We start from the raw sequence: 21,377 nt of genomic DNA, 5'->3' as shown, positions 1-21,377 counted from the left end.
GTGCACCCATGATTGATGACACCCGCGCCAAACGTAACGTGGCCGTATTGGTCGCAGCCCAAGCCATTTTGGGCGCGCAAATGCCGATGGTTTTTCTTGTTGGCGGCTTGGCAGGGCAATCACTGGCCAGCAATATCTGCTTTGCTACATTGCCGATTTCCATGATCGTTCTAGGGTCAATGATTTCGGCAACACCGGTGTCTGCGATCATGCAACGCTATGGCCGGCGCGTGGGCTTTTTCGTCGGCGCATCGGGCGGCGCGGCCGGTGCCCTTATCGCGGCTTACGGGCTTTTTGTATCCTCTTTCGCGATCTTTCTTGCCGGATCGTTCCTTACGGGGATCTATATGTCCGCCCAAGGGTTCTATCGCTTTGCCGCTGCCGATACCGCATCTGATGAATACCGCGCCAAGGCGATTTCCTATGTAATGGCAGGCGGTCTTGTTTCGGCGCTCATCGGGCCACAGCTGGCGTCTGCCACGTCACTTAGCCTGTCGGCCATTCCTTTTGTTGGCACCTATGTGGCCGTGGCCGCGCTGAATATTCTTGGCTCGTTGTTGTTTCTCTTTATCGACATCCCCAACCCGCCAAAGCTCGCAAAGGACAGCCCCAAAGGCCGCAGCCGGATGGAGATGCTGCGCACGCCGCGTATCGCCGTTGCCGTGATTTGCGCCATGGTATCTTACGCCTTGATGAACCTAGTGATGACCTCGACGCCGCTGGCCGTTGTTGGCTGTGGCATCTCCGGTGATACCAGCCTGCCACCGTTCTTTGCCGATATGTTCTCGGGACAGGATACTTCTGCGATGTTCAAGATTATCGCGGGGTTTGTGGTGACCGGTCACGTGCTGGCGATGTTCGTGCCCTCTTTTTTTACTGGCCATCTGATCAACCGCTTCGGCGTGGAAAGAATTATCGCGTCGGGCCTTGCTATCTTGGGTCTGGCGGGGATTGTGGCGCTGAACGGCGTCGAGCTCGAGAACTTCTTTGTAGCGCTCGTTTTGCTGGGCATCGGCTGGAACTTCGGGTTTATCGGCGCGACCTCCATGCTGGCCGGTAGCCATGCACCAGAAGAACGCGGCCGGATACAGGGCCTGAATGATTTGCTGGTCTTTGGCGGGGTGACAATGGCCTCACTTGCCTCGGGTGGATTGATGAACTGCTCGGGCGGCTCACCGCAGGCTGGTTGGGCCGCTGTGAATTATGCCATGATCCCGTTTCTGATCCTCGCTGCTGGTGCGTTGCTGTGGCTCATGCTGCGCGAGCGCCGCGTGGTCGCCTAAGCGCGCTACCAACGACCTGTGGCGGCGCGCAGAGTGAACCCCACGCCCACCTCGGGTAACGCCCCCTCCACCACGGCTTGCGGCTGTTTGATTGCCGCGCGCAATGCCGGCTCGGCAGCAGTAGCAAGCAATAGCGCAGGTGCACAGCTGCGCGGGATTTGGCTGCGGTCCTTGCGCGCCTGGATCAATGCATCCTTGCCCTGCTGGGCCAGCGCCACAACACCCGCAGGTGTTCCATCCAATAGCGGCACACGGTTCGCGGCCTCCAATGCCGGGATAGCGCGCAACCACGCCCCCACACCAGCCGCAAAGCCTGCACGGCGCACGGGCGTTTCCACCGCCTGTCCCAACAAATTCGCCGCAACCCACATCAGATGACCCGCGGTCTGATCAATATAGCGCTTTAGGTGCACTTCATTCTCGAATGCATCGCGGTAGATATCCCAACGCCGCGCAGCCACCAGAGCATCAAGCATTTTGGCCTGATCCGGCGTAATCGCAGCCGCCAGTGGCGTGGCCACCTCGTGACGGCGCACGGTGCTCCCCGCAGCGATCTCTTCCAGAACATCCCGCCACCATTGCAAGCGCATCTCGGCAATCATCCCCTCACTGGTCACCCACGGGGCGCGGCTGACCTCGACGTTGAACGCATAAAGCGCAAACAGCGCACCGCGCTTGGCCACAGGGGCCAGCATCGCTGTGCGAAACCGCAGCGGATCGCCACGCTCGACGATGGCGGCGCAGGCGTTCAGATCATTGGACCAGTTCACGCAGGGACCACGACATTCAGCAAATAGCCATACTCGGCTTTATGCGCGCGCCAGCATGCAGCCTCTTGAGCCGCCTCATCCAGAACGGCCGCGACCCCCTCGGACGCCCCTGACCGCAGCATTGCGATACGCGCATCAAGCGGTGTGAAATACGCCTCCCATGCGGCATCATCCAGCCGGCGCTGGCCTATGATCTTGTAACCTGCCGCCTTGATCTGCGCACTGACGCCCGCTTCATCCGTCATATCGGGATAGCTTTGCGCCCAATGCGATTGCGCGCGGGGCGACGGGCAGTCAGTGAACCAGCAGGCCTCGGAAAAGGCAATCGCCCCATTGGGCAACAGCGCCTTGCGCCACGCCTTCAAAGCGGCCTCAACCCCCATGAAATAAACAGCCCCTGCGCACCAGATCAGATCGTATTGGTTCGCCACTACCTTCATATCCGCCTTAAGGGCGGTAACGCGGTCATCCTCGGCCCAATCATTGCGAACGGCCTGCACAAAATGCGGCACCTTATCCAGTGCTGTGATCCGCGCTTCGGGCACAGCGTCCAGCAAGGCGGCAATGTCGGCACCTGCACCACAAGCCACATCGGAGATCTGCGCACGCGCAGGCAGGTCCAGCAGTGAAGTGGCCCATGCCACATCCTGCGCACTGCCCGGCCCTTCGCGCAGCAAATCGCGGTGCAAGACAAAGAAATCGTCCATTGTATAACTAGAACTCATCAAGAAACCCTTTGATTATGCCCAATGTGCGTGGATCATCCACCACACCCAGATGGGACGCCCCAAGAAGCAAGTCATACCGCCCCTTGTCGGTGACCGCCCCCATAGTGGGCGCATATTGGTCGGCAACAGATAGCGGATCCGCCGTCCCCGCGATCACGATGAAAGGCGGCAATGCCGCCACATCGGCAAGGTAATCCCTGTGCGGACCGTAAGAGGCGTTGAGATTGTAGGAATAGGATGTGGTGGCTGTGTCCCCGATCGGACCGTCCAGCACATCCTTTGGCATATTGATCTGGACCACTGGCAGATGGTTGAGCGCCGTAATCCCGAAAGAATTGAGAAAGCGCAACCCGAGAATACGCCGCGACAGCACATGGTTCCATCCGTCAGATGTTTGCCGCACAGTCACCGCCTTCGGCCCCAGCGACGGCGCCAACAGCACCGCCCCGTCAAGCAAACCACCAAACGGCCCGCCCGCAAATCGCATCACCAGACCGCCACCAGCCCCATGGCCTGCCATGATGATCTTTTGATCCGGCTTTTTGAGCATGTAAATCATGCGCGCCAGATCATCCTCGAACTCACCGATATAGCTAAGCGTGCCCCGCTCCCCCGGAGAGGTGCCGTGGCCGCGCAAATCAGGCACGATCACATCAGCATGGCCAGACAAGCCATTGGCAAGCTTATCCAACCCAAGCCCATGCCACCCCGCTCCATGCAGGATCACCAGCAAAGGCACATTGTCAGCACCCCCATAGGTGCGCACCATCAGATCATACCCATCCGCCATGCGCAGCGGTTGCAGCGGCGCTGCATCTTCCCCGCTGTCATTCGCCCACAGGCTGAAATCAGCCGCGCTCTGGCCAGACATCTCTTTGGGGTTTTGGGTGAAAATCAGGCCCAGCGCCCCCGTAAAAGCAAGAACGACAGCAAGAACAGCCCCTGTTATAATCCGCCAGATCATCAGCCTAGACTCCGGCCTTGTCGCGGATCAGCTTCCAGCGGATGGCATCGGCAAGCGCTTCGAACGAAGCGTCCACAATATTGGCCGACACCCCCACGGTGGACCACCGCCGGCCCTGCCCGTCTTCGCTATCGATGATCACACGGGTCACCGCCTCGGTGCCGCCTTGGGTAATGCGCACCTTGAAGTCCACCAGCCGCCAATCCTCCAGATACTCCGAATAACGGCCCAGATCCTTGACCAATGCACGGCTCAGCGCGTTCACAGGGCCACGGTCGCTGCCGGTCTCATCCATGCTTTCTGAGACAGACAGCCGCTTTTCGCCATCAACCTTCACCACCACAACAGCCTCCGAGAGGCTGATCATCCGGTCATATTTGTTTTTGCGCCGCTCTACGGTCACGCGGTAGCGTTTGACTTCGAACAGGTCAGGCATTTCACCCAGCACCCGACGTGCCAATAATTCGAAACTCGCCTGCGCGGTGTCAAAGCTATAGCCTTCGGCCTCTCGCGCTTTTACCTCGTCAAGGATCTGCGCCAACGCCGGATCGCCTTTGGCTACCTCCAAACCCGCACTGGACAGGCGGCGGCGCAGGTTGGATTGCCCCGCCTGATTAGACATCGGAATAATCCGCGCATTGCCGACCACAGCGGGGTCAATATGTTCATACGTGCTGGGGTCTTTGAGGATCGCACTGGCATGCAACCCCGCCTTATGGGCAAAGGCCGAAGATCCGACAAAACCCGCCTGCTTTTGCGGCACTCGGTTGAGAATTTCATCCAGCATCCGCGAGGTGCGGGTAAGCGCCTTCAAGGCATCCTCACTCACGCCTATCTCATACAGGCTGGCATAGGGCTCTTTCAGCTTGAGGATGGGGATCAGCGTGGTCAGATTGGCATTCCCACAGCGCTCTCCCAAACCGTTCAGCGTCCCTTGGAGCTGCCGCGCACCTGCGTCGATAGCGGCCAGCGTACAGGCAACAGCATTTTCCGTATCATCATGCGTGTGAATGCCCAGACGATCACCGGAAATGCCCGCGGCGATAACTTCGGCGGTTATACGGCCAATCTCAGACGGCAGCGTGCCGCCGTTGGTATCACATAGCACAACCCAACGCGCGCCCGCTTCATAGGCGGCGCGAATGGCCTCCAGCGCATAGGCGGGGTTGGATTTGTAACCGTCAAAGAAATGTTCGGCGTCAAACAGCGCCTCGCGGCCTTGGGCCACCAGATGCGCGATGGATTTTGCGATGTTTTCGGTATTCTCGGCCAATGTGATGCCCAGCGCCGTTTTAACGTGGAACTCATGGGTTTTCCCCACCAGACACACACTAGCGGTGCCCGCATTCATTACAGCGGCCAGCACATCGTCGTTTTCGGCAGACATACCGTTGCGTTTGGTCATGCCAAAAGCCGTCATGCGCGCGCTTGTTTCGGGCGCGGCGTCAAAGAACGCACTATCCGTCGGGTTTGCCCCCGGCCACCCCCCTTCGATGTAATCAACGCCCAGCGCATCAAGCGCCGCAGCAATGGTGACCTTTTCCTCGGTCGAGAATTGCACACCTTGAGTTTGCTGGCCGTCACGCAGGGTGGTGTCATAGAGTGAGAGGCGTTGCTTGGTCATTGGCTGGCCTCATTTTTCTTTTTCTTAAGTTCGTGCGCATGGCACGAACAGCGCCAGTCCGCCCCCGTTTTGCCAGAGGCAAACCAAAGGTGAAATGGGTGGCGCTTCATGCCCCCTCTCGGACTGTCTCCGTTCTGTGTTGAGGTGCGGGTCATTTGAGGGCTTCCAGTTTCGATGCATCAAAATTGCTGTCGGGTTTGAGCGATACACCCGTTTTGCTCATTTGCACTTGAACACCAGCGGCCATAAGCATGGTCTTGATGCGGTCTACCTCTGAAAAGTCTTTGGACTCCATTGCGGTTGCACGGGCATCGGCCAAAACTCTTTCATAGGTCGATAAATCAAACGATACCTCAGCAGCCCAGTCTGGAGTGTCTTCTTCCAACAGCCCAATCAACTGTGCCGAAGCTAAGAAACTTGGAAGATCATATTTCTCATTAACTACTAATCCGGACGGAAGAGGGCTTGTAGCTCCCAAAAACATTTTATGAAGCACGCTAATAGATTCCGGAGTGTTCAAATCTGATTTTAATGTGTTTAAGAATTCTTCCACAGGCGCTGAAGGAACCACTCCCCTCGTTGCCTTTCGCCACTTCCGCAGTGTCTTTTCCGCCTCTTGCGCCTTCTTCTCCGTCCAATCCATCGGCTTACGGTAATGCGTGGACAACATCACAAAGCGGATCACCTCACCCGGCACGCCCTGATCCAGCAAATCGCGTACGGTGAAGAAATTGCCCAAGGATTTGGACATCTTCTTGCCCTCTACTTGCAACATTTCGTTGTGCAGCCAATAGTTGGCCGATGCGTCTGAACCATCACAGGCTTTGCACTGCGCCATCTCATTCTCGTGATGCGGGAACAAAAGGTCTAACCCGCCACCGTGAATGTCAAAACTTTTGCCAAGCAACTGCCGCGACATGGCAGAGCACTCAATATGCCAACCAGGTCTGCCAAATCCCCAAGGGCTATCCCAGCCAGGTTGCTCTAATGTCGAAGGCTTCCAAAGAACCGAGTCCATAGGGTTGCGCTTACCCTCGCCGACCTCGCCTCTGGACCCTGTGATCATATCTTCGACAGAACGACCTGAGAGCGAGCCATAACCGACCCTCTCTCTATCAGTCTCCATTTCATCAACCGACAAAAATGCGTGGGCAGGTATTTTGCTGCTATCGGTGTACACATATTGAGCCTGAGAGTTATGACCGATTGTAGCCGCAACCGAATAGGCGAAACCTTTGTCGATCAACTCACTTATCATATCTTGCATTTGAGGAATGTATTGCGTGGCTCTCGGCTCCACATCAGGGCGCAGCGCACCTACCGCATCCATGTCAGAGTGATACCACTCAATTGTCTCTTCAGTGCGTTGGGCGATCAGTTCTTCCAACGTCCCTTGCGCACCTTCCTCACGGCGTTTTAGGGCGGTGGCGTTAATCTTGTCATCCACATCAGTAAAGTTGCGCACATAGGTGACCTTACCCTTATACTCATGACGCAGCAGACGGTTCAGCACATCAAACACAATCACAGGGCGGGCATTGCCCAGATGGGCACGGTCATAGACCGTAGGGCCACAAACATACATCCGCACATTGTCGGGGTCGATCGGCACAAAATCCTCGCGTTGGCGGGTCTTTGTGTTGTGCAGTTTAATCTGTGTCATAGCAGTAGGTCCTATCGGCGCGGGGGTGCGCGGGACATGGCACAGTTTTGGTGAAATTAAAACAACGTGTTCAAGGCCCGCGAGAAGTATCTCAGCAGGTAATCGTACAGCAAATAATGATCATCATCGTTGTCATAGGGTTTGCCTAGCCCATCGCACCCACAGCGGTCAAGGTTGATTGACAAACCCCGACACCTCTGCGCCCCTGCACATGAACGAGTAAGAGGACACGACATGCAGGCTTCAAAGCGGATCAGCAACATTCTGGGTGGCGGCTCTGACGGTTGGGAGGTGTTTTTGCGCGCGCGGCAGATGATCGCCAGCGGCACGCCGGTGACCGAGCTGACAATTGGCGAGCATGACATACGCACCGCAGCCCCCATCCTGCAAGAAATGCACCGCACTGCGATGGCCGGCCATACGGGCTATGCCGCCGTGCCCGGCATCGACAGCCTGCGCGATGCTGTCGCCGCCCGCGTCCAAGCACAAAGCGGCGTTCCCACCACCCGCGGCAACGTCATCATCACCCCCGGTGGCCAGGCGGCGCTCTTTGCCGCCCATAGTGCCGTGCTCGACCCCGGCGACACCGCGCTTTATATCGATCCCTATTACGCAACCTACCCCGGTACACTGCGCGCAGCCTCTGGCACCCCCGTGGCGGTCCAGGCACGGGCCAGTGACGCCTTTCAACCGCGTGCCGCTGATATCGCAGCCCTTGCGGCCGGCGCCAAAAGCCTATTGGTCAATTCCCCCAACAACCCTACCGGTGTTGTCTATAGCCGCGAGACATTGCAAGGCATCGCAGAGGTCTGCCAAACACATGACCTGTGGCTGATCTCGGACGAAGTGTACGACACCCAGATCTGGGAAGGTGCACATCTATCCCCACGCGCGCTTGATGGCATGGCTGAGCGGACCTTGGTCGTCGGCTCGATGTCGAAAAGCCATGCGATGACCGGATCACGCATTGGCTGGATCGTGGGGCCAGAGGATATGATCGAGCATCTGACCAACCTTGCCACCCACACCACCTATGGGGTTGCGGGATTTATTCAGGATGCAGCTTTGTTTGCATTGGCCCAAGGGCCAGATTTCGAGACGCAGATTGCCGAACCATTTCGCCGGCGCCGCGATATCGCGCTTGATATCCTGCGCGCGCAAAACGTCGTTAAATCCGTACCCAACGGCGGAGCGATGTATATGATGCTGGATATCTCGGCCACGGGGATGGATGGCGAGGCCTTTGCCAATGCCTTACTCGACGCCCATCACATTGCGACCATGCCCGGCGAAAGCTTTGGTGCCGCTGCGGCGGGCCACATCCGCGTTGCGATGACAATCGAGGACAATGCATTTGCAACGGCAATGCAGACCCTTTGCGATTTCGCCAAAAGCCGGACCTGAAACGTAAAAATGCGCCCCTTGCAGGGCGCATTCTTTTGATCGTTCTATACCGTCTTAGAAGCGGTAGCCGAGACGCAGGTTGAACGTTGTCGCGTCAATGTCGTTTGTGGTGCTACCGACATTGTTGAAACGGTTCTGCAGGATCTCACCACCGACAGTGATGTTTTCGGTTGCTTTATACGCTGCACCTACACCGGCAAAACCACCTGTCTGGTTGCCGAAAGATGTGTCCACATAGGCAACACCGGCTGTGGCGTATACCAGTGTATTGCCCAGATCATAACCGGCGCGCAGTTTACCGCGTGTCACGTTGTTGATCTCTTCGCCGCCGCCCAGGCTGATGTCGGACTCGTCGTATTCGATTTCTGCACCCAGCACGTAATCGCCAAAGTCATAGTCGTAACCGAAGTGTACACCGTAAGTGACATCATCACCGTCCAGACCACCGTCTGCGTCGTAGTCGCCGTAACCCAGGTTCAGACCACCATAGAGACCTGTCCAGTCAGACGAAGCTACAACTGGCGCAACTGTTGGTGCGGGTGCTGTTTCCACGATCGGCTCTTCCAGCGTACCGGCAAAAGCGGCGCTACCCAGTACGAAAGTTGCGACTGTTACTGCACCGAGTGTTTTGATCATTGTCATGAGTTTATCCTCAAAAATAGTTAATTCGTCGGGCAAACCTCTTGCCCGTCGGGTTGTTAACACCCTGCTGTGCCGAAGGTTCCAGCCCGTAACAAAGCTGTGATAAAAAATGGCACTAATTGGCCGAAACCCTTTTGAGAGCAGGCTAATTACCGCCACTCTTGGTGATATGATGAAACCGTCATCACGTCGCAAACAAGACAGACCCCTGCCGTCTCGCCCCGCAAACTGGAACCAGAGGGAGGAGCGATATGCAGCATGTTATCTGCACGTTTATTCTGGTGATCCGCACCATCGGCGCGGAGCGGGGCAATGCGGCACGCGGAGCACCCGAGAACAGGTCAAAACGACTATTTCCTGTTAATTTCTTCAGAAAGTGCTCCTTATGAATGTTCAAAACACATCCCGTTCCGGCGGCCGCGCCGCGCGCCGAGCCGCACGTGCCACCGCCCTGCCCGAAAACCTGCGCCCTGTGCGTGCTGGCCTTGAAGGCGGGCAATACAAGCCTCTTTCAGAAGCTCATGTGCTCAAAATCCATCACGCTGCACTCGACGCGCTTGAAACAATTGGCCTTGCAGATGCTCCTAAATCCGGTGTGGACTACTTGACGAATGCGGGTGCAATACAGGGTGCGGATGGGCGCATTCGCTTCCCCCGCGCCTTGGTCGAAGACGCATTGGCCAAGGCAAATCGCTCCGTAATCTTGATGAGTCGCGACGGTCTGACCGATCTGGATCTGTCAGGCGACCGCGTTCATTACGGCACAGCGGGCGCTGCCGTGCATTTGGTTGATATCGACGGCAAGCATTACCGCGATTGCGGCGTACAGGACCTGCATGACGCGGCAAAGATCGTGAACAGACTCGACAATGTACATTTCTGCCAACGCCCGATGGTCTGCCGCGACATCACCGATAATCTGGAAATGGACTATAATTCCATTTACGCCTGCGTGTCCGGCACCACCAAACACATCGGCACATCCTTTACCGATCCTGCATTCGTCAATCCCGCAATGGAAATGCTGCATATGATCGCCGGCGGTGAAGACAAATGGCGCGAGCGCCCTTTTGTGTCCAACACAAACTGCTTTGTCGTCCCGCCCATGAAATTCGCGACTGAATCGTGCCTGGTCATGGAGGAATGTATCAAACACGGCATGCCTGTGCTGCTGTTGTCCGCCGGCATGGCGGGGGCTACGGCCCCCTCTACTATTGCCGGTGCAATTGTACAGGCTGTGGCCGAATGCCTTGCGGGGCTGGTTTACGTGCAGGCCGTCAAGCCGGGGCATCCGACGGTATTTGGCACATGGCCCTTCGGGCTTGACCTGCGCACCGGTGCGATGACAGGCGGCTCTGGCGAGCAGGCATTGCTGACCGCTGGCTGCGCCCAGATGCATAGCTTTTATGACCTGCCCGGCGGGGCCGCCGCAGGCATCGCTGATAGCAAGCTGCCCGACATGCAAGCAGGATGGGAAACCATGTGTTCGAACGTGATGGCGGGGCTGTCGGGATGCAATATGATCTATGAAGCCGCGGGGATGCACGCTTCGTTATTGGGGTTCTGCCACGAAAGCCTGATCCTCGGGGATGATGTTATCGGTCAGGCCTTGCGCTGTGTGCGGGGAATTGAAGTCACCGAAGAAACACTGGCCCTCGACCAGATTGCCGAAGTATGTCTAGGCGGCCCCGGTCACTACCTTGGCACCTCTGCCACGCTGAGCCGGATGCAAAGCGATCACTGCTATCCCACCTATGGCAACAGGATGTCGCCCAAAGAATGGGTCGAACGGGACAAGCCTGATCTGCTGGAAACAGCCACCGCGAGAAAACATGAAATTTTGAATGCCCCTTCGGCAGCCATGTTTGATCCCGCCCTTGATCGCGCCATCCGCGCAAAGTTCAACATCCATCTCCCGGCCTAACGCAGGAGGAAAGAGAAATACCGCAGGCCAGAACTCTGGGGGACATTCGGGCCTGCGATGCTCTGCCCGCGCGCTGCCACGCGCAAACAAATTCTTATGCCTTAGCCATCGGCCATCAGGCCCGCCTCTTGGGCTGCCTTTACCTCTACGTCTTCCAACAACCCGTCACCATTCAGATCAAGCGTGAGAAATTGATCTTCGGTTACGTCGGGATAAGCCGTTTGCACCTCGGTAATGCTGAGTACGCCATCCTTGTTCACATCCGCCTCTTGCGCATTTTTCGCCATGGCATAGGCAGGCAGGGATATAACGGTTGCGGTTACGACGGCGAAAGTTTTGAGATGTGTCATGGACTGCTCCGATCTGGTTCTGGGGGGATAAGATCCTCGACGCGCTCATGCCGCATCAAAGCGCATCGTGCCACAACCCATTCCGCAACCAGCCCGCGAACGCGGCGCCCCGCCGATCTGCCGCTTTGGCATGGGCGCCGCACCGCCGAAAAAGCCCCGCCCTGTGGCATCGGCGGAAATACCCCGATCAGACCGCCCCAGATAGCAGCCCCTGTAGCCAGACCAGCGCCGGATAAGACGCCACCCACGCCCAGACAAAGCGGTTCAATCCAAAGAGCATCCCGTTCACCACATGGAACACGGCGCCCAGCACCAGCATAGCCAGCAGCACCCCTTCCCACAGTAATCCCAGCGGAAAGGCCAGCTCGAACAGGATCACCACCCATGACCCAAGCCACATCAGGCGGGGTTGTTGTGCCGCCCTACGCAATTGGCAACTGACCGGATAGGCGGAATAGTCGAACACCTCGCACAGCGCCTGTCCGCTGCGCCACTCGGTATTTACAACCTTTACCCAGCCTGACACAAAATAAGAAAGCACGACCTGAAGGCCCAGATAGCTAAACACAGCTGCCTGCGCAGGCCCCTCGGGCAGCAGCGCCGCCGCACACAGGCAGAAAAGCACCAACATACCCATCTTGTCGCTACCGCCGTTATAGGGGCCATTGAAATAATGCAGCAACACCACCGCATGCAACACCAACCCCACCAGCACATAAGGCACAAACCAGCCAGCCAGCAACGCCAGACTAAGGACAATGCGCGGCGCAAACAGCCACCGCTCGGCACGAGCGCCTGCCATATGCTCGGTCGATTGCTGCAAAAACGCGAGCGCCAGCAGGATTTCAGATAGCCGCAGCGCCGCATCCAGCTCTAGCATAAGGCATCCTCTGACAGGGGCAGCAGATCAGAGGTAAAGGGTATATCGGCAACCATCTGTGCGCCTACCCGCTGCACGAACACCACGCGAAACCGGAAAGCCATCCCCACCTGCGCCGCGTTGCTGGCCAAAATTTCGCGCGCCAGCCGCGCTGCAATCTGCTTTGCGCTGTGAGGATCCGCATCCAGATGCAACCGCTCGGCGCAACTGACCATATAAAGTGCCTCGTTCCGGCGTGGGTTCCACAACAGCCGCCACAGCATCGCACCGACCGTTACCCGCAGGGGTCGTGGGCGATAGCGGTGCCACTGCCCCGCCCCGTCGGCCAACATCCATTCGATCCTTGGCGATGGTTCTACAGTTTTAAAAAACCGCCATGACGGCAGCAGTATGGGCAGGATCAGGGAAACCGTTTTCAACATAGATCAGGGTTAAAGCGCACAAGCGTGAAACAACCGTTAGGAACATAGTTGGGAAGACCACTTGGGACTGGCCTGTGGCGGCGGCTCTGTCATATCTGTGTCATGTGCTTGGGTCACAATACCGCAACCCGCCGGAGGCATCATGTTTGAACGATACGCAGTCTTTTACACCCCGACAGGAGCATTTGCCGATTGGGGAGCTGCATGGCTGGGCTGGGACAGCGCGGGGGGCTGCCATGTGCCGCAACCGCAGCTTGCCGGCATTGATGTGCCCCGCATCACCGCGATACCGCGCAAATACGGGCTGCATGGCACTTTAAAGGCCCCGTTTCATTTGTCTGAAGGCCGCTCAGAGGCAGAGCTGCACAAAGCCGCGGAGCACTTTGCCGCGCATCACCCCCCCGCCACAATTGACGCATTGGCCTTGCGCCATACCAACGGGTTTGTCGCACTGCGCCCGACCACCGACGCCCAAAGCCTGAGTGTGCTTGCAGCACAGGTTGTGCGCGATTTTGACGCCTTCCGCTCCCCGCTGAAGGATGAGGATATCGCGCGCCGGCGCAAATCACGCCTCAGCCCGCGTCAGGACGCACAGCTTTTGCGCTGGGGCTATCCTTATGTCTTCGAGGACTTCCACTTTCACCTCACCCTGAGCGGGCGGATGCCAGCGCCGCAAGCCGCCGTGCTGATCGATACTTTGACGCCGCAGATCGACACTATGCTTCCTGCGCCCTTTGTCGTCGATGCCATTACATTGATGGGGCAAGACGCTGGCGGAATGTTCCACCAGATTGCCCGCTATCCGCTTACCGGATCACAATCGGTCTAAGGTGCAGGGCTCAGCCGGATGTTACGAAAAAACCCGTCGCTGTTCGTGCGGGTGTTATCACTGTCACAAAAGAACCCGATCACGTCCAACCGCGCATCGCCGATGCCGCCAATGTCGGCGTAAAGCTTGCGCAGATCGACAGTTTGATCGTGCCATGTGCCGACATTCGCATCCAGACCGTTGGCAACAAGATGATAGAAATCGCCAATGATCTTGAAATCTCCGGCTGCGTATTTCTTGTTGCTCCAGATAATTTCGGTGCTTTTCTCTTCGCCTGTGTCATTCACAAACCGTAGATAATAGCGCAGCGGGTGGTCGTCGCCCTCATGTGTGTCTTCGTCCAGCGTGCTTTGGATCGGCTGTGTCACCTTCCACTGCCAGCTGAGGATGGCCAGATCATCAAGAGCGATATCCGTATCGCGTGCAAGGATCGAGGCACCGTGGTTGGTCGTACAGCGCAATGCGGGCGCATCATCCTCGGTTGTCATGCGGTAATCCGTCGGGGTGACACGGAAAAACCGTCGTTCTTTCCAGCCCTCTGTAAGGTTACCGGTATCCAGATCAGCCAATAAATCCACCGGAGCGCTACCGGCCCGCAATGGTGCGCCGGTTTGCCAGAACGGCGGCTTTAACGCCGTATAGCCTGCATAACCAGCAGCCACCACAATGGCAGCCGCTGCAATTTTTACCACAGTTTTGGGCATGATATGTCCTTAAACTCAAACGGTCGGCGCGGGCGTCCCGCGCATACCGTCGATGGTATAGCGGTCATAGCTGCGCAGGATGAACAAAGCGATCACACATCCAAGTGCAGGCACAGCCGCCCACATCAGGTTGTTGGGGTATTGCGTAAGGTTCATCAGGTTCGGGATCGACGCCAATACACCGACCCCCTGCATCAAGGCCATGATCCCGTAGCTGATCGTCCGTTTGAAGCCTAACACAAATGCCAATAGCAACAGCAGCTGAATAGCGCCAACAATCGCTGCCATGCTACCCGATATAAAGGACAGCCCGTAAAAGTTCTGGAACACATTTTCAAACCATTCAGGGCGGGTGAACTTAAGCGAGGTCCAAGCGCCAAAGAATGCTGCAATGCCCAACCGCATGATGAGAAGAGAAATAGAAATTTTCGGATCCTGCGTCATCGCAAAAGCCTCCACTATCGAGTTAAATAAAGTCACCGAAGCGCGACAAGATGAATACACCGCCGCGTTGCGCGTACCAAGCCACATATGCGCTGGATATTCGAAACACAGTCTCGTGATAACACAGCCCTCGCAACCACCAACAGGCCAGCGGCAGATGTCCCCTGCTTTTACAAAGAAAAAGGGTGCCATAAAGGCACCCCGAGGTTCGCATAACCAAGCTCATTAGTTTACCGCTCGTTTTGTTTTATGCCTGCGGCCTGATTAGCGTCAGGGGGCAAGCGCACCTGCCCCTTGTCTGGATGGGCGGGCGCGCAATATGCGCCCTGCCCTTGTTCGGTTAGCTGCAGCCGGAGGTGCCGCCGCATGTGTTGCACTTCATGCAGGTGCCGTTGCGCACCAGCGTGTAGTTGCCGCACTCGCCACAGGCTTCGCCTTCATAGCCTTGCATCTTTGCTTTGGTCCGGCTGTCCATTGAAAGCGACCCCGAGGAAAGCGCTGTCGTATCGCTGACCTTGGTCGGAGCCATGGTTACGTTGCCCGGAGCCATCGCCGCCGCCGGTTTTTGAGCGCCTTGCAGCATTGTCAGGTTTTGCGGCACGCGGTTGCGCAGATAGCCGGGTGAAGTGATCTGGCGCAGAACTTCCAGAGATTGGGCCGCTGCATCCTCGCTGAGTTGCGAAATATTGGCCACGCCTTCTTCCTCGCCACGCCCCAATGCATCGAAAGTCGCCCCTTCGGGCTGCACATGCGCAAGGTCGGTCCGGTCCAGATAGCTCACCGCCAGCTCGCGGAAGATATAATCAAGGATCGAGGTTGCGGATTTGATGCTGTCGTTCCCTTGCACCATGCCAGCGGGCTCGAATTTAGTGAAGGTAAAGGCATCGACGAATTCCTCAAGCGGCACACCGTATTGCAGGCCCACGGAAACGGCGATGGCAAAGTTGTTCATCATCGCACGGAAGCCCGCGCCTTCCTTGTGCATGTCGATGAAAATCTCGCCCAAAGAGCCGTCCTGATACTCGCCCGTGCGCAGGTATACTTTATGCCCGCCCACATTCGCCTTTTGGGTATAGCCCTTGCGGCGCTGAGGCATCTTTTCGCGGTGCGATTTAACCAGCTCTTTGACGATGATCTTCTCGACCACTTTCTCTGCAAGAACCGCGGCCTTTTCCTGCATCGAACCGTTCTCGAGGACTTCTGCCGCCTCGTCGTCATCCTCAACCAAGGATGCAGCCAAGGGTTGGCTCAGCTTCGAGCCATCACGGTACAGCGCGTTGGCCTTGATGCCCAAAGACCAAGACAGTTCATAGGCTTTCTGGCAGTCCTCGATGGTCGCATCATTCGGCATGTTAATCGTCTTGGAGATCGCCCCCGAAATAAAGCTTTGCGCGGCGGCCATCATGTAGATGTGGCTGTTGACGGACAGATAGCGTTTGCCCTTTTTGCCGCAAGGGTTTGCACAGTCAAAGATCGCGTAATGCTCGGGCTTGAGGTGCGGCGCACCTTCCAGCGTCATCGTGCCACAAACATGGTCATTGGCCGCATCCACATCCGCTTTGGAAAAGCCCAGCGATTTGAGCAGATCAAATGTCGGATCGTTCAGCTTTTCAGTCGGGATGCCCAACACCTGAGTGCAGAAATCCTCGCCCAGCGTCCACTGGTTGAACACAAAGCGTATATCAAAGGCCGATGCCAATGCCGCGTCAATTTTGGCCAGCTCGCTGGGGCCAAAACCGTGGCCCATCAGCGTCGTGTGGTTGAGGCCGGGCGCGTTGCCGATGGTCCCATGCCCTACTGCGTAGCTGACGATCTCTTCAATCTGCGCCGACCCATAGCCGAGCTTTTCTAGTGCTGCAGGAACACTTTGATTGATGATCTTAAAGTAACCGCCACCGGCCAGCTTCTTGAATTTCACCAAGGCAAAATCAGGCTCGATCCCGGTGGTGTCGCAATCCATCACCAGACCGATAGTTCCGGTCGGCGCGATCACCGACACCTGAGCGTTGCGATAGCCGTTACGCTCCCCCAGTGCCAAAGCTTCGTCCCAGATGGACATTGCCACCTCAACCAGATCGCCCTGCGGGCAGTTGCCATGATCCAGCGCCACGGGCTTCACGCTCAGCTTTTCATAGCCGGTTTCATTGGCATAGGCTGCGTTGCGGTGGTTGCGGATCACGCGCAGCATATGCGCGCTGTTCTTGGCATAGCCCGGGAAGGCACCCAATTCGCCCGCCATCTCGGCAGAAGTTGCATAGGACACACCCGTCATCACGGCTGTCAACGCACCACACAACGCGCGACCCTCGTCGCTGTCATAGGAATAGCCCATGTTCATCAGCAAGCCGCCGATGTTCGCATAGCCAAGGCCCAATGTGCGGAAGTCATAAGACCGCTGAGCGATCTCTTTGGACGGGAATTGCGCCATCATCACCGAGATTTCCAGCGTCACGGTCCACAGACGCGAAGCGTGCATATAGTCTGCGGTCTGGAATACGCCGTCCTTGAGGAAGGTCAGCAGGTTCATTGACGCAAGGTTACAGGCCGTGTCGTCAAGAAACATATATTCCGAGCACGGGTTAGAACCGCGAATGGCACCATCTTCGGGGCAAGTATGCCAGTCGTTTACAGTGTCGTGATACTGGATCCCCGGATCAGCACAGGCCCATGCGGCGTGGCCGACCTGATCCCACAGATCACGGGCGCGGATCGTCTTGGAAACCTTGCCGCTTGTGCGGTCCAACAGTTCCCAATCAAGATCTTTCTCGACGGCTGTCAAAAACGCGTTTGTGACGCGGATCGAGTTGTTGGAGTTCTGGCCGGAGACAGAGTTATAGGCTTCTGAGTCCCAATCAGTGTCATAGGTCGGGAACTCGATCGAGGTATGGCCCTGCTTTGCATAATCCAGCACGCGCTTGACGTATGTCTCGGGGATCATGGATTTTTTAGCAGCGCGAATGGCGTCTTTCAGCTGTTCGTTCTTGGCAGGATCATAAGCGTCCGTTTCCAAGCCATCCCAGCCCGCAATGGCCTTGAAGATCAGGTTGAGCTTTTGCTCGTGCATTTTCGAGCCTGCGACGATCGACGCCACTTTTTGCTCTTCAAGCACCTTCCAATTGATAAAGTCTTCGATATCCGGGTGATCCGCATCCACGATCACCATTTTGGCCGCGCGCCGTGTGGTGCCGCCTGATTTGATCGCGCCCGCAGCACGGTCACCGATTTTCAGAAAACCCATCAGGCCGGAGGATTTACCGCCACCCGACAGTTTCTCACCCGCGCCGCGCAGCGAGCTGAAGTTCGTGCCCGTACCAGAGCCATATTTGAACAGGCGCGCTTCGCGGACCCACAGATCCATGATACCGCCATCCCCCACCAGATCATCCGCAACGGACTGAATGAAACAAGCGTGCGGCTGTGGATGCTCATAGGATGAGGTCGAGCGCGTGAGTTTACCGGTTTTGTAATCAACGTAATGGTGGCCTTGGGCAGGGCCATCAATCCCGTAGGCCCAGTGCAGGCCAGTGTTGAACCATTGGGGAGAGTTCGGAGCAGCACGCTGGGACGCGAGCATATAGCGCATCTCATCGTAATAGCTGCGCGCATCTTCTTCGGTGGTGAAGTAACCACCCTTCCAGCCCCAATAGGCCCATGCGCCTGCCAGACGGTCAAACACCTGCTTGGAGGAGGTCTCTCCGCCCATTTCTGCGCCCTCTACGGGCACAGAGCGCCACAAGAACTCAGGCACACCTTTTTCTTTAACGCGTTTCACTTCTGAGGGGACGCCAGCCTTGCGGAAATACTTTTGCGCGATGACATCGGATGCAACCTGGCTCCAGGAACGGGGCACTTCGACATTGTCGAGGTGAAACACAACCGAGCCGTCGGGGTTGCGAATCTCGGAGACTGTTTTGACGAAATCCAGATCCGCGTAAGCATCTTGGCCCTGAGTAGTAAAATTACGTTCTATTTTCATAGCGCTGCCCCATTTTCCAGCGTTCCCATTGCAGATGCTTTGTGACATCCGATTTGATACTGGGCCGCAAAGCCAAGCCCGTGCTCACGTCAGGTGCTATCGCACACCGACGCAGCCGATTTAAACTGCCATTTCGACCGTTGCCTGTTCTTTGCTGCCAAGCCCGCCAGTTGAGCGTTACCCACTACATCTAGTGGCGTGACTATCAGCCCGCACAACTTGGCGTATTCCACCCCGACGGGTCAACGCATTTATTGTCGAAAAATCCAGATTTTGATGCTTGACGTAATCCTCTGATCACGCCGCCCTCACAGCTGCGTGGGTCATCTTTGACTGTGGATAAAATTCCAAATTTTTACGACCCGTGGAAAATGCTTTAAATCATGCCGATTACGACAACATCCAACACTGATAGATTCCGTTCTTCGCGTTTTCCGCGCTCCGAATCTCTTGATCTGTGGCGCGCGGAAAAAAAAGGCACGTGCCTGCGACAGCACCGCGCACTGCGACACCGGCACAACATAGCAACAACGGAAATGAGACTTTCAGTCCATATATCGCAACCGACAGGCGACCAAACACAACATGTAGCGAATGAGAGGCGAGTTGGCCCGACATGCGATTCTAACACAGATGACAGGTAGGGTTAAAACACCTTGTGGCCCTTCCGTGAAACGGAAGAGCCAAACAAGATACTGGGTTTTAGTAGAAGTGGTCGGGGCGAGATGATTCGAACATCCGACCCCCTGTACCCAAAACAGGTGCGCTACCAGGCTGCGCCACGCCCCGACTGAGGCTTACTTAGCGAAGCTTCATCGGATTGAAAAGCCGAAAACAGCACAACAGTCAGGAAATTTTATTCCGCGCAATTCCATGGCTCTTCGCGGCTCTCAAAGGCTGGGTGGCGCAGCACATCCCCCACCTTGATCCCCAGCCGTTTAGCCAGACCGCCGTTGATTTCCAGAACACCGACAAGCGGGATACTACCCGGACTGATGACTGTTTCGTCATGGGGTTGCGCGCGGTGATGGATGTGTTTGATTTCGCCGAAACCGTCGACGAAAATCATATCCAGCTCGATCAGCGTGTTGCGCATCCAAAAGCTGAGCGGTTGTGGTTTTTGATAGACGAACAACATGCCGGCGCTCAACGGCATCTGCGCCACATGCATCAACCCCTGTGCGCGGGTTGGTTCGTCGTCAGCCACATCAATATTGAATGCCGCTGTACCGAATTCGCCGTTAATGGTGACCCTGTCGGTCGGGCACGGCGCCGCCAAAGGCGTGAGCGCAACCGAGGGCCCTGCCCCCATAACGCTCCATGCCGTTAACGCTGCGAGCAGCTCTCTTCTTCTAAAACAACCGTTTCCCATGCGCGCACCTCTGCTGCCATCAAACCACGTTTACCATCAATGACCCTTAGCACGATCGCCTCGCCCGGGGCCATATCCGACAGGCCGGATTGGCGCAGCACATCCATATGCACGAACACATCTTCGCTACGACCAAAGATATTGGCAAAGCCAAACCCCTTTGATTTGTCGAACCACTTGATCCGCGCCGGCAACAAGGGCGAGCGGGCAACTTCTTCCTTATCCAGCTCGATAATATCAGGCAGTGACGGCTGCACCCCTACCGGTGGCGTGATAGAGGTCACTGCACTGGCCTGCACACCACGCTCGGTCACCTGAACCAACAGCTCAATGCGCGCACCGTCAGCGACCGAGCTTTGCCCAAAATTACGCAGAACGTTCACATGCAGCAAAATATCTGCCCCACCGCAATCGGCGACAACAAACCCAAATCCCTTTACCGGATCAAACCATTTAACCGTACCTTGCACACGGGTTTGCGGAATCTCAACGTTTTCTGACTGCGCCATATTGGACATACCATTTCTAAAATTGGATTTCAGTGCCGTAATTGGCCCTGCCGCTAAAACATGCGGTTTACTCGTAACTTTAAGGGTTCAGACGTGTGACGCGCCAAGGCGTCTCTATGGTATCACGCACCCATTTAAACCTGTTGTGAAGCCGGGCATCACCATCTGCCCAGAACTCCATCTCCAGAGGAATAAGCCGAAAACCGCCCCAGAATGGCGGCCTTGGTGGCGTATCCCCATATTTTTGCGTCGCCACTTCCAACGCGTTTTCAAGTGTCTCACGACAATCAAGCGGCTGTGATTGGTCAGATGCCCAAGCACCCAACCGGCTTTTGAGCGAACGCGAATTATAATATTTATCCGCTTTCGCATCATCAACGCGGCTAATAAGGCCGCGCGCCCGCACCTGACGGCGCAAGGACTTCCAATGCATCACGAATGCAGCTTTACCGCTACTATCCAGTTCGTGCGCCTTCACACTATTGAAATTTGTGTAGAAGACGAATGCACCTTCTTCGATTTCTTTCAACAAAACGATACGCACATTGGGCATGCCGTCCGGATCTACCGTGCTCAGCGCCATGGCGTTGGAATCATTAATCTCCTCTGTGCGCGCCAAAGCAAGCCAGTCACGCGCCAGCGCAAAAGGATCATCCCCAGAGAATATGCCAGTACGGTCCATCAACGCGGCCCCCAATGCCCAACGCAAACAACCAGGACGAACACAATTCGTCTCGGTTACGCATCATCTGTATAATATAATCCACAATCATAGATACAAAACAAAATCTGTACAGCCCTTTCATGCAACTTCAGGTCGAACAGCACCCGCGTCACTTGATGGCCCCTATGCAATGGCGTAGACCGTATCGAAGCACATGAAGAACGG

19 protein-coding genes and 1 tRNA gene are annotated in these 21,377 nt (G+C 56.5%); 4 read left to right on the top strand and 16 right to left on the bottom strand.

All coding sequences use genetic code 11. The features are described 5' to 3' along the window. Positions 1 to 8: 8 nt before the first annotated feature. Positions 9 to 1,283, top strand: a complete 1,275-nt coding sequence (locus tag ABJM03_RS10360; RefSeq protein WP_348417312.1) for an MFS transporter — start codon at positions 9 to 11, stop codon at positions 1,281 to 1,283. Positions 1,284 to 1,288: 5 nt separating this feature from the next. Here the strand turns inward: ABJM03_RS10360 and ABJM03_RS10355 are convergent, their stop codons facing one another. From ABJM03_RS10355 to cysS, 5 genes are all read right to left on the bottom strand, one after another. Further along, positions 1,289 to 2,053 carry a squalene/phytoene synthase family protein gene (locus ABJM03_RS10355; protein ID WP_348417311.1) on the bottom strand — a complete coding sequence of 255 codons (765 nt, stop codon included), beginning with the start codon at positions 2,051 to 2,053 and terminating at the stop codon, positions 1,289 to 1,291. Then, positions 2,050 to 2,778: a class I SAM-dependent methyltransferase gene (locus ABJM03_RS10350; protein ID WP_348417310.1), complete on the bottom strand. Its 729-nt coding sequence runs from the start codon at positions 2,776 to 2,778 to the stop codon at positions 2,050 to 2,052. Before ABJM03_RS10350 ends, ABJM03_RS10355 begins: the two co-directional genes overlap by 4 nt. After that, complete coding sequence (locus ABJM03_RS10345) at positions 2,768 to 3,745, bottom strand: alpha/beta fold hydrolase (protein ID WP_348417309.1); 978 nt, start codon at positions 3,743 to 3,745, stop codon at positions 2,768 to 2,770. Before ABJM03_RS10345 ends, ABJM03_RS10350 begins: the two co-directional genes overlap by 11 nt. Positions 3,746 to 3,749: 4 nt before the next feature. After that, entirely contained in the window at positions 3,750 to 5,369 is a 1,620-nt protein-coding gene (cimA, locus tag ABJM03_RS10340) for a citramalate synthase (protein WP_348417308.1), read from the bottom strand. Positions 5,370 to 5,520: 151 nt separating this feature from the next. Next, a complete protein-coding gene (gene cysS, locus ABJM03_RS10335) occupies positions 5,521 to 7,032 on the bottom strand; it encodes a cysteine--tRNA ligase (protein ID WP_348417307.1) in 1,512 nt (503 codons plus the stop codon). A 234-nt stretch (positions 7,033 to 7,266) separates the two neighbouring features. Here cysS and ABJM03_RS10330 point away from each other — a divergent pair, with 234 nt between their 5' ends. Continuing rightward, entirely contained in the window at positions 7,267 to 8,436 is a 1,170-nt protein-coding gene (locus ABJM03_RS10330) for an aminotransferase class I/II-fold pyridoxal phosphate-dependent enzyme (protein ID WP_348417306.1), read from the top strand. A gap of 54 nt (positions 8,437 to 8,490) precedes the next feature. On the opposite strand, the gene ABJM03_RS10325 is transcribed toward ABJM03_RS10330, so the two are convergent. Beyond that, a complete protein-coding gene (locus ABJM03_RS10325; protein ID WP_348417305.1) occupies positions 8,491 to 9,078 on the bottom strand; it encodes an outer membrane beta-barrel protein in 588 nt (195 codons plus the stop codon). Between the two features lie 385 nt (positions 9,079 to 9,463). Here ABJM03_RS10325 and ABJM03_RS10320 point away from each other — a divergent pair, with 385 nt between their 5' ends. After that, positions 9,464 to 11,002 carry a trimethylamine methyltransferase family protein gene (locus ABJM03_RS10320; protein WP_348417304.1) on the top strand — a complete coding sequence of 513 codons (1,539 nt, stop codon included), beginning with the start codon at positions 9,464 to 9,466 and terminating at the stop codon, positions 11,000 to 11,002. A 101-nt stretch (positions 11,003 to 11,103) separates the two neighbouring features. Here ABJM03_RS10320 and ABJM03_RS10315 read toward each other — a convergent pair whose 3' ends face one another. The 3 genes from ABJM03_RS10315 to ABJM03_RS10305 all read right to left on the bottom strand — a co-directional run bounded on the left by ABJM03_RS10315 (position 11,104) and on the right by ABJM03_RS10305 (position 12,564). After that, on the bottom strand, positions 11,104 to 11,352 hold the full coding sequence (locus ABJM03_RS10315; RefSeq protein WP_348417303.1) for a hypothetical protein: 249 nt from the start codon (positions 11,350 to 11,352) through the stop codon (positions 11,104 to 11,106). Between the two features lie 187 nt (positions 11,353 to 11,539). Continuing rightward, positions 11,540 to 12,232, bottom strand: coding sequence for an HTTM domain-containing protein (locus ABJM03_RS10310; protein ID WP_348417302.1), 693 nt, complete (start codon positions 12,230 to 12,232; stop codon positions 11,540 to 11,542). Next, the gene (locus ABJM03_RS10305; protein WP_348417301.1) at positions 12,226 to 12,564 is read right to left on the bottom strand and encodes a hypothetical protein; all 339 of its coding nucleotides are present in this window, start codon (positions 12,562 to 12,564) and stop codon (positions 12,226 to 12,228) included. The genes ABJM03_RS10310 and ABJM03_RS10305 overlap by 7 nt, the downstream gene beginning before the upstream one ends. A gap of 232 nt (positions 12,565 to 12,796) precedes the next feature. On the opposite strand from ABJM03_RS10305, the gene ABJM03_RS10300 reads away from it, so the two are divergent. Continuing rightward, the gene (locus tag ABJM03_RS10300; protein WP_348417300.1) at positions 12,797 to 13,483 is read left to right on the top strand and encodes a DUF1045 domain-containing protein; all 687 of its coding nucleotides are present in this window, start codon (positions 12,797 to 12,799) and stop codon (positions 13,481 to 13,483) included. Here ABJM03_RS10300 and ABJM03_RS10295 read toward each other — a convergent pair. The 7 genes from ABJM03_RS10295 to pdxH all read right to left on the bottom strand — a co-directional run bounded on the left by ABJM03_RS10295 (position 13,480) and on the right by pdxH (position 21,170). Next, positions 13,480 to 14,187 (bottom strand): DUF3047 domain-containing protein, encoded by a 708-nt coding sequence (locus ABJM03_RS10295; RefSeq protein WP_348417299.1) that lies wholly within the window; start codon positions 14,185 to 14,187, stop codon positions 13,480 to 13,482. The two genes, ABJM03_RS10300 and ABJM03_RS10295, sit on opposite strands and share 4 nt — an antisense overlap. A gap of 15 nt (positions 14,188 to 14,202) precedes the next feature. Next, the gene (locus tag ABJM03_RS10290; RefSeq protein WP_348417298.1) at positions 14,203 to 14,631 is read right to left on the bottom strand and encodes a hypothetical protein; all 429 of its coding nucleotides are present in this window, start codon (positions 14,629 to 14,631) and stop codon (positions 14,203 to 14,205) included. Positions 14,632 to 14,971: 340 nt separating this feature from the next. Further along, positions 14,972 to 18,607 (bottom strand): vitamin B12-dependent ribonucleotide reductase, encoded by a 3,636-nt coding sequence (locus ABJM03_RS10285; protein ID WP_348417297.1) that lies wholly within the window; start codon positions 18,605 to 18,607, stop codon positions 14,972 to 14,974. 712 nt (positions 18,608 to 19,319) lie between these two features. Beyond that, positions 19,320 to 19,396: transfer RNA gene (locus tag ABJM03_RS10280), tRNA-Pro, on the bottom strand. 67 nt (positions 19,397 to 19,463) lie between these two features. Next, the gene (locus ABJM03_RS10275; protein ID WP_348417296.1) at positions 19,464 to 19,919 is read right to left on the bottom strand and encodes a DUF192 domain-containing protein; all 456 of its coding nucleotides are present in this window, start codon (positions 19,917 to 19,919) and stop codon (positions 19,464 to 19,466) included. Between the two features lie 14 nt (positions 19,920 to 19,933). After that, entirely contained in the window at positions 19,934 to 20,497 is a 564-nt protein-coding gene (locus tag ABJM03_RS10270) for a cold shock domain-containing protein (RefSeq protein ID WP_348417295.1), read from the bottom strand. 70 nt (positions 20,498 to 20,567) lie between these two features. After that, positions 20,568 to 21,170, bottom strand: a complete 603-nt coding sequence (pdxH, locus tag ABJM03_RS10265) for a pyridoxamine 5'-phosphate oxidase (RefSeq protein ID WP_348417294.1) — start codon at positions 21,168 to 21,170, stop codon at positions 20,568 to 20,570. Between the last annotated feature and the right edge of the window lie 207 nt (positions 21,171 to 21,377).

The organism is Sulfitobacter sp. (assembly GCF_039977885.1).
Taxonomy (GTDB): domain Bacteria; phylum Pseudomonadota; class Alphaproteobacteria; order Rhodobacterales; family Rhodobacteraceae; genus Sulfitobacter.
Note: the sequence above shows the minus strand (reverse complement) of the source record. Positions and strands in the feature narration are given on the sequence as shown.

Excerpts from the sequence above, each read along its gene's own strand:
- ABJM03_RS10320 (WP_348417304.1), top strand. The coding sequence starts at position 9,464 with ATGAATGTTCAAAACACATCCCGTTCCGGCGGCCGCGCCGCGCGCCGA.
- ABJM03_RS10330 (WP_348417306.1), top strand. The coding sequence starts at position 7,267 with ATGCAGGCTTCAAAGCGGATCAGCAACATTCTGGGTGGCGGCTCTGAC.
- ABJM03_RS10300 (WP_348417300.1), top strand. The coding sequence starts at position 12,797 with ATGTTTGAACGATACGCAGTCTTTTACACCCCGACAGGAGCATTTGCC.
- ABJM03_RS10310 (WP_348417302.1), bottom strand. The coding sequence starts at position 12,232 with ATGCTAGAGCTGGATGCGGCGCTGCGGCTATCTGAAATCCTGCTGGCG.
- ABJM03_RS10305 (WP_348417301.1), bottom strand. The coding sequence starts at position 12,564 with ATGTTGGCCGACGGGGCGGGGCAGTGGCACCGCTATCGCCCACGACCC.
- pdxH (WP_348417294.1), bottom strand. The coding sequence starts at position 21,170 with ATGGACCGTACTGGCATATTCTCTGGGGATGATCCTTTTGCGCTGGCG.
- ABJM03_RS10290 (WP_348417298.1), bottom strand. The coding sequence starts at position 14,631 with ATGACGCAGGATCCGAAAATTTCTATTTCTCTTCTCATCATGCGGTTG.
- ABJM03_RS10350 (WP_348417310.1), bottom strand. The coding sequence starts at position 2,778 with ATGAGTTCTAGTTATACAATGGACGATTTCTTTGTCTTGCACCGCGAT.
- ABJM03_RS10270 (WP_348417295.1), bottom strand. The coding sequence starts at position 20,497 with ATGTCCAATATGGCGCAGTCAGAAAACGTTGAGATTCCGCAAACCCGT.
- ABJM03_RS10275 (WP_348417296.1), bottom strand. The coding sequence starts at position 19,919 with ATGGGGGCAGGGCCCTCGGTTGCGCTCACGCCTTTGGCGGCGCCGTGC.
- ABJM03_RS10325 (WP_348417305.1), bottom strand. The coding sequence starts at position 9,078 with ATGACAATGATCAAAACACTCGGTGCAGTAACAGTCGCAACTTTCGTA.
- cimA (WP_348417308.1), bottom strand. The coding sequence starts at position 5,369 with ATGACCAAGCAACGCCTCTCACTCTATGACACCACCCTGCGTGACGGC.
- cysS (WP_348417307.1), bottom strand. The coding sequence starts at position 7,032 with ATGACACAGATTAAACTGCACAACACAAAGACCCGCCAACGCGAGGAT.
- ABJM03_RS10295 (WP_348417299.1), bottom strand. The coding sequence starts at position 14,187 with ATGCCCAAAACTGTGGTAAAAATTGCAGCGGCTGCCATTGTGGTGGCT.
- ABJM03_RS10285 (WP_348417297.1), bottom strand. The coding sequence starts at position 18,607 with ATGAAAATAGAACGTAATTTTACTACTCAGGGCCAAGATGCTTACGCG.
- ABJM03_RS10360 (WP_348417312.1), top strand. The coding sequence starts at position 9 with ATGATTGATGACACCCGCGCCAAACGTAACGTGGCCGTATTGGTCGCA.
- ABJM03_RS10315 (WP_348417303.1), bottom strand. The coding sequence starts at position 11,352 with ATGACACATCTCAAAACTTTCGCCGTCGTAACCGCAACCGTTATATCC.
- ABJM03_RS10345 (WP_348417309.1), bottom strand. The coding sequence starts at position 3,745 with ATGATCTGGCGGATTATAACAGGGGCTGTTCTTGCTGTCGTTCTTGCT.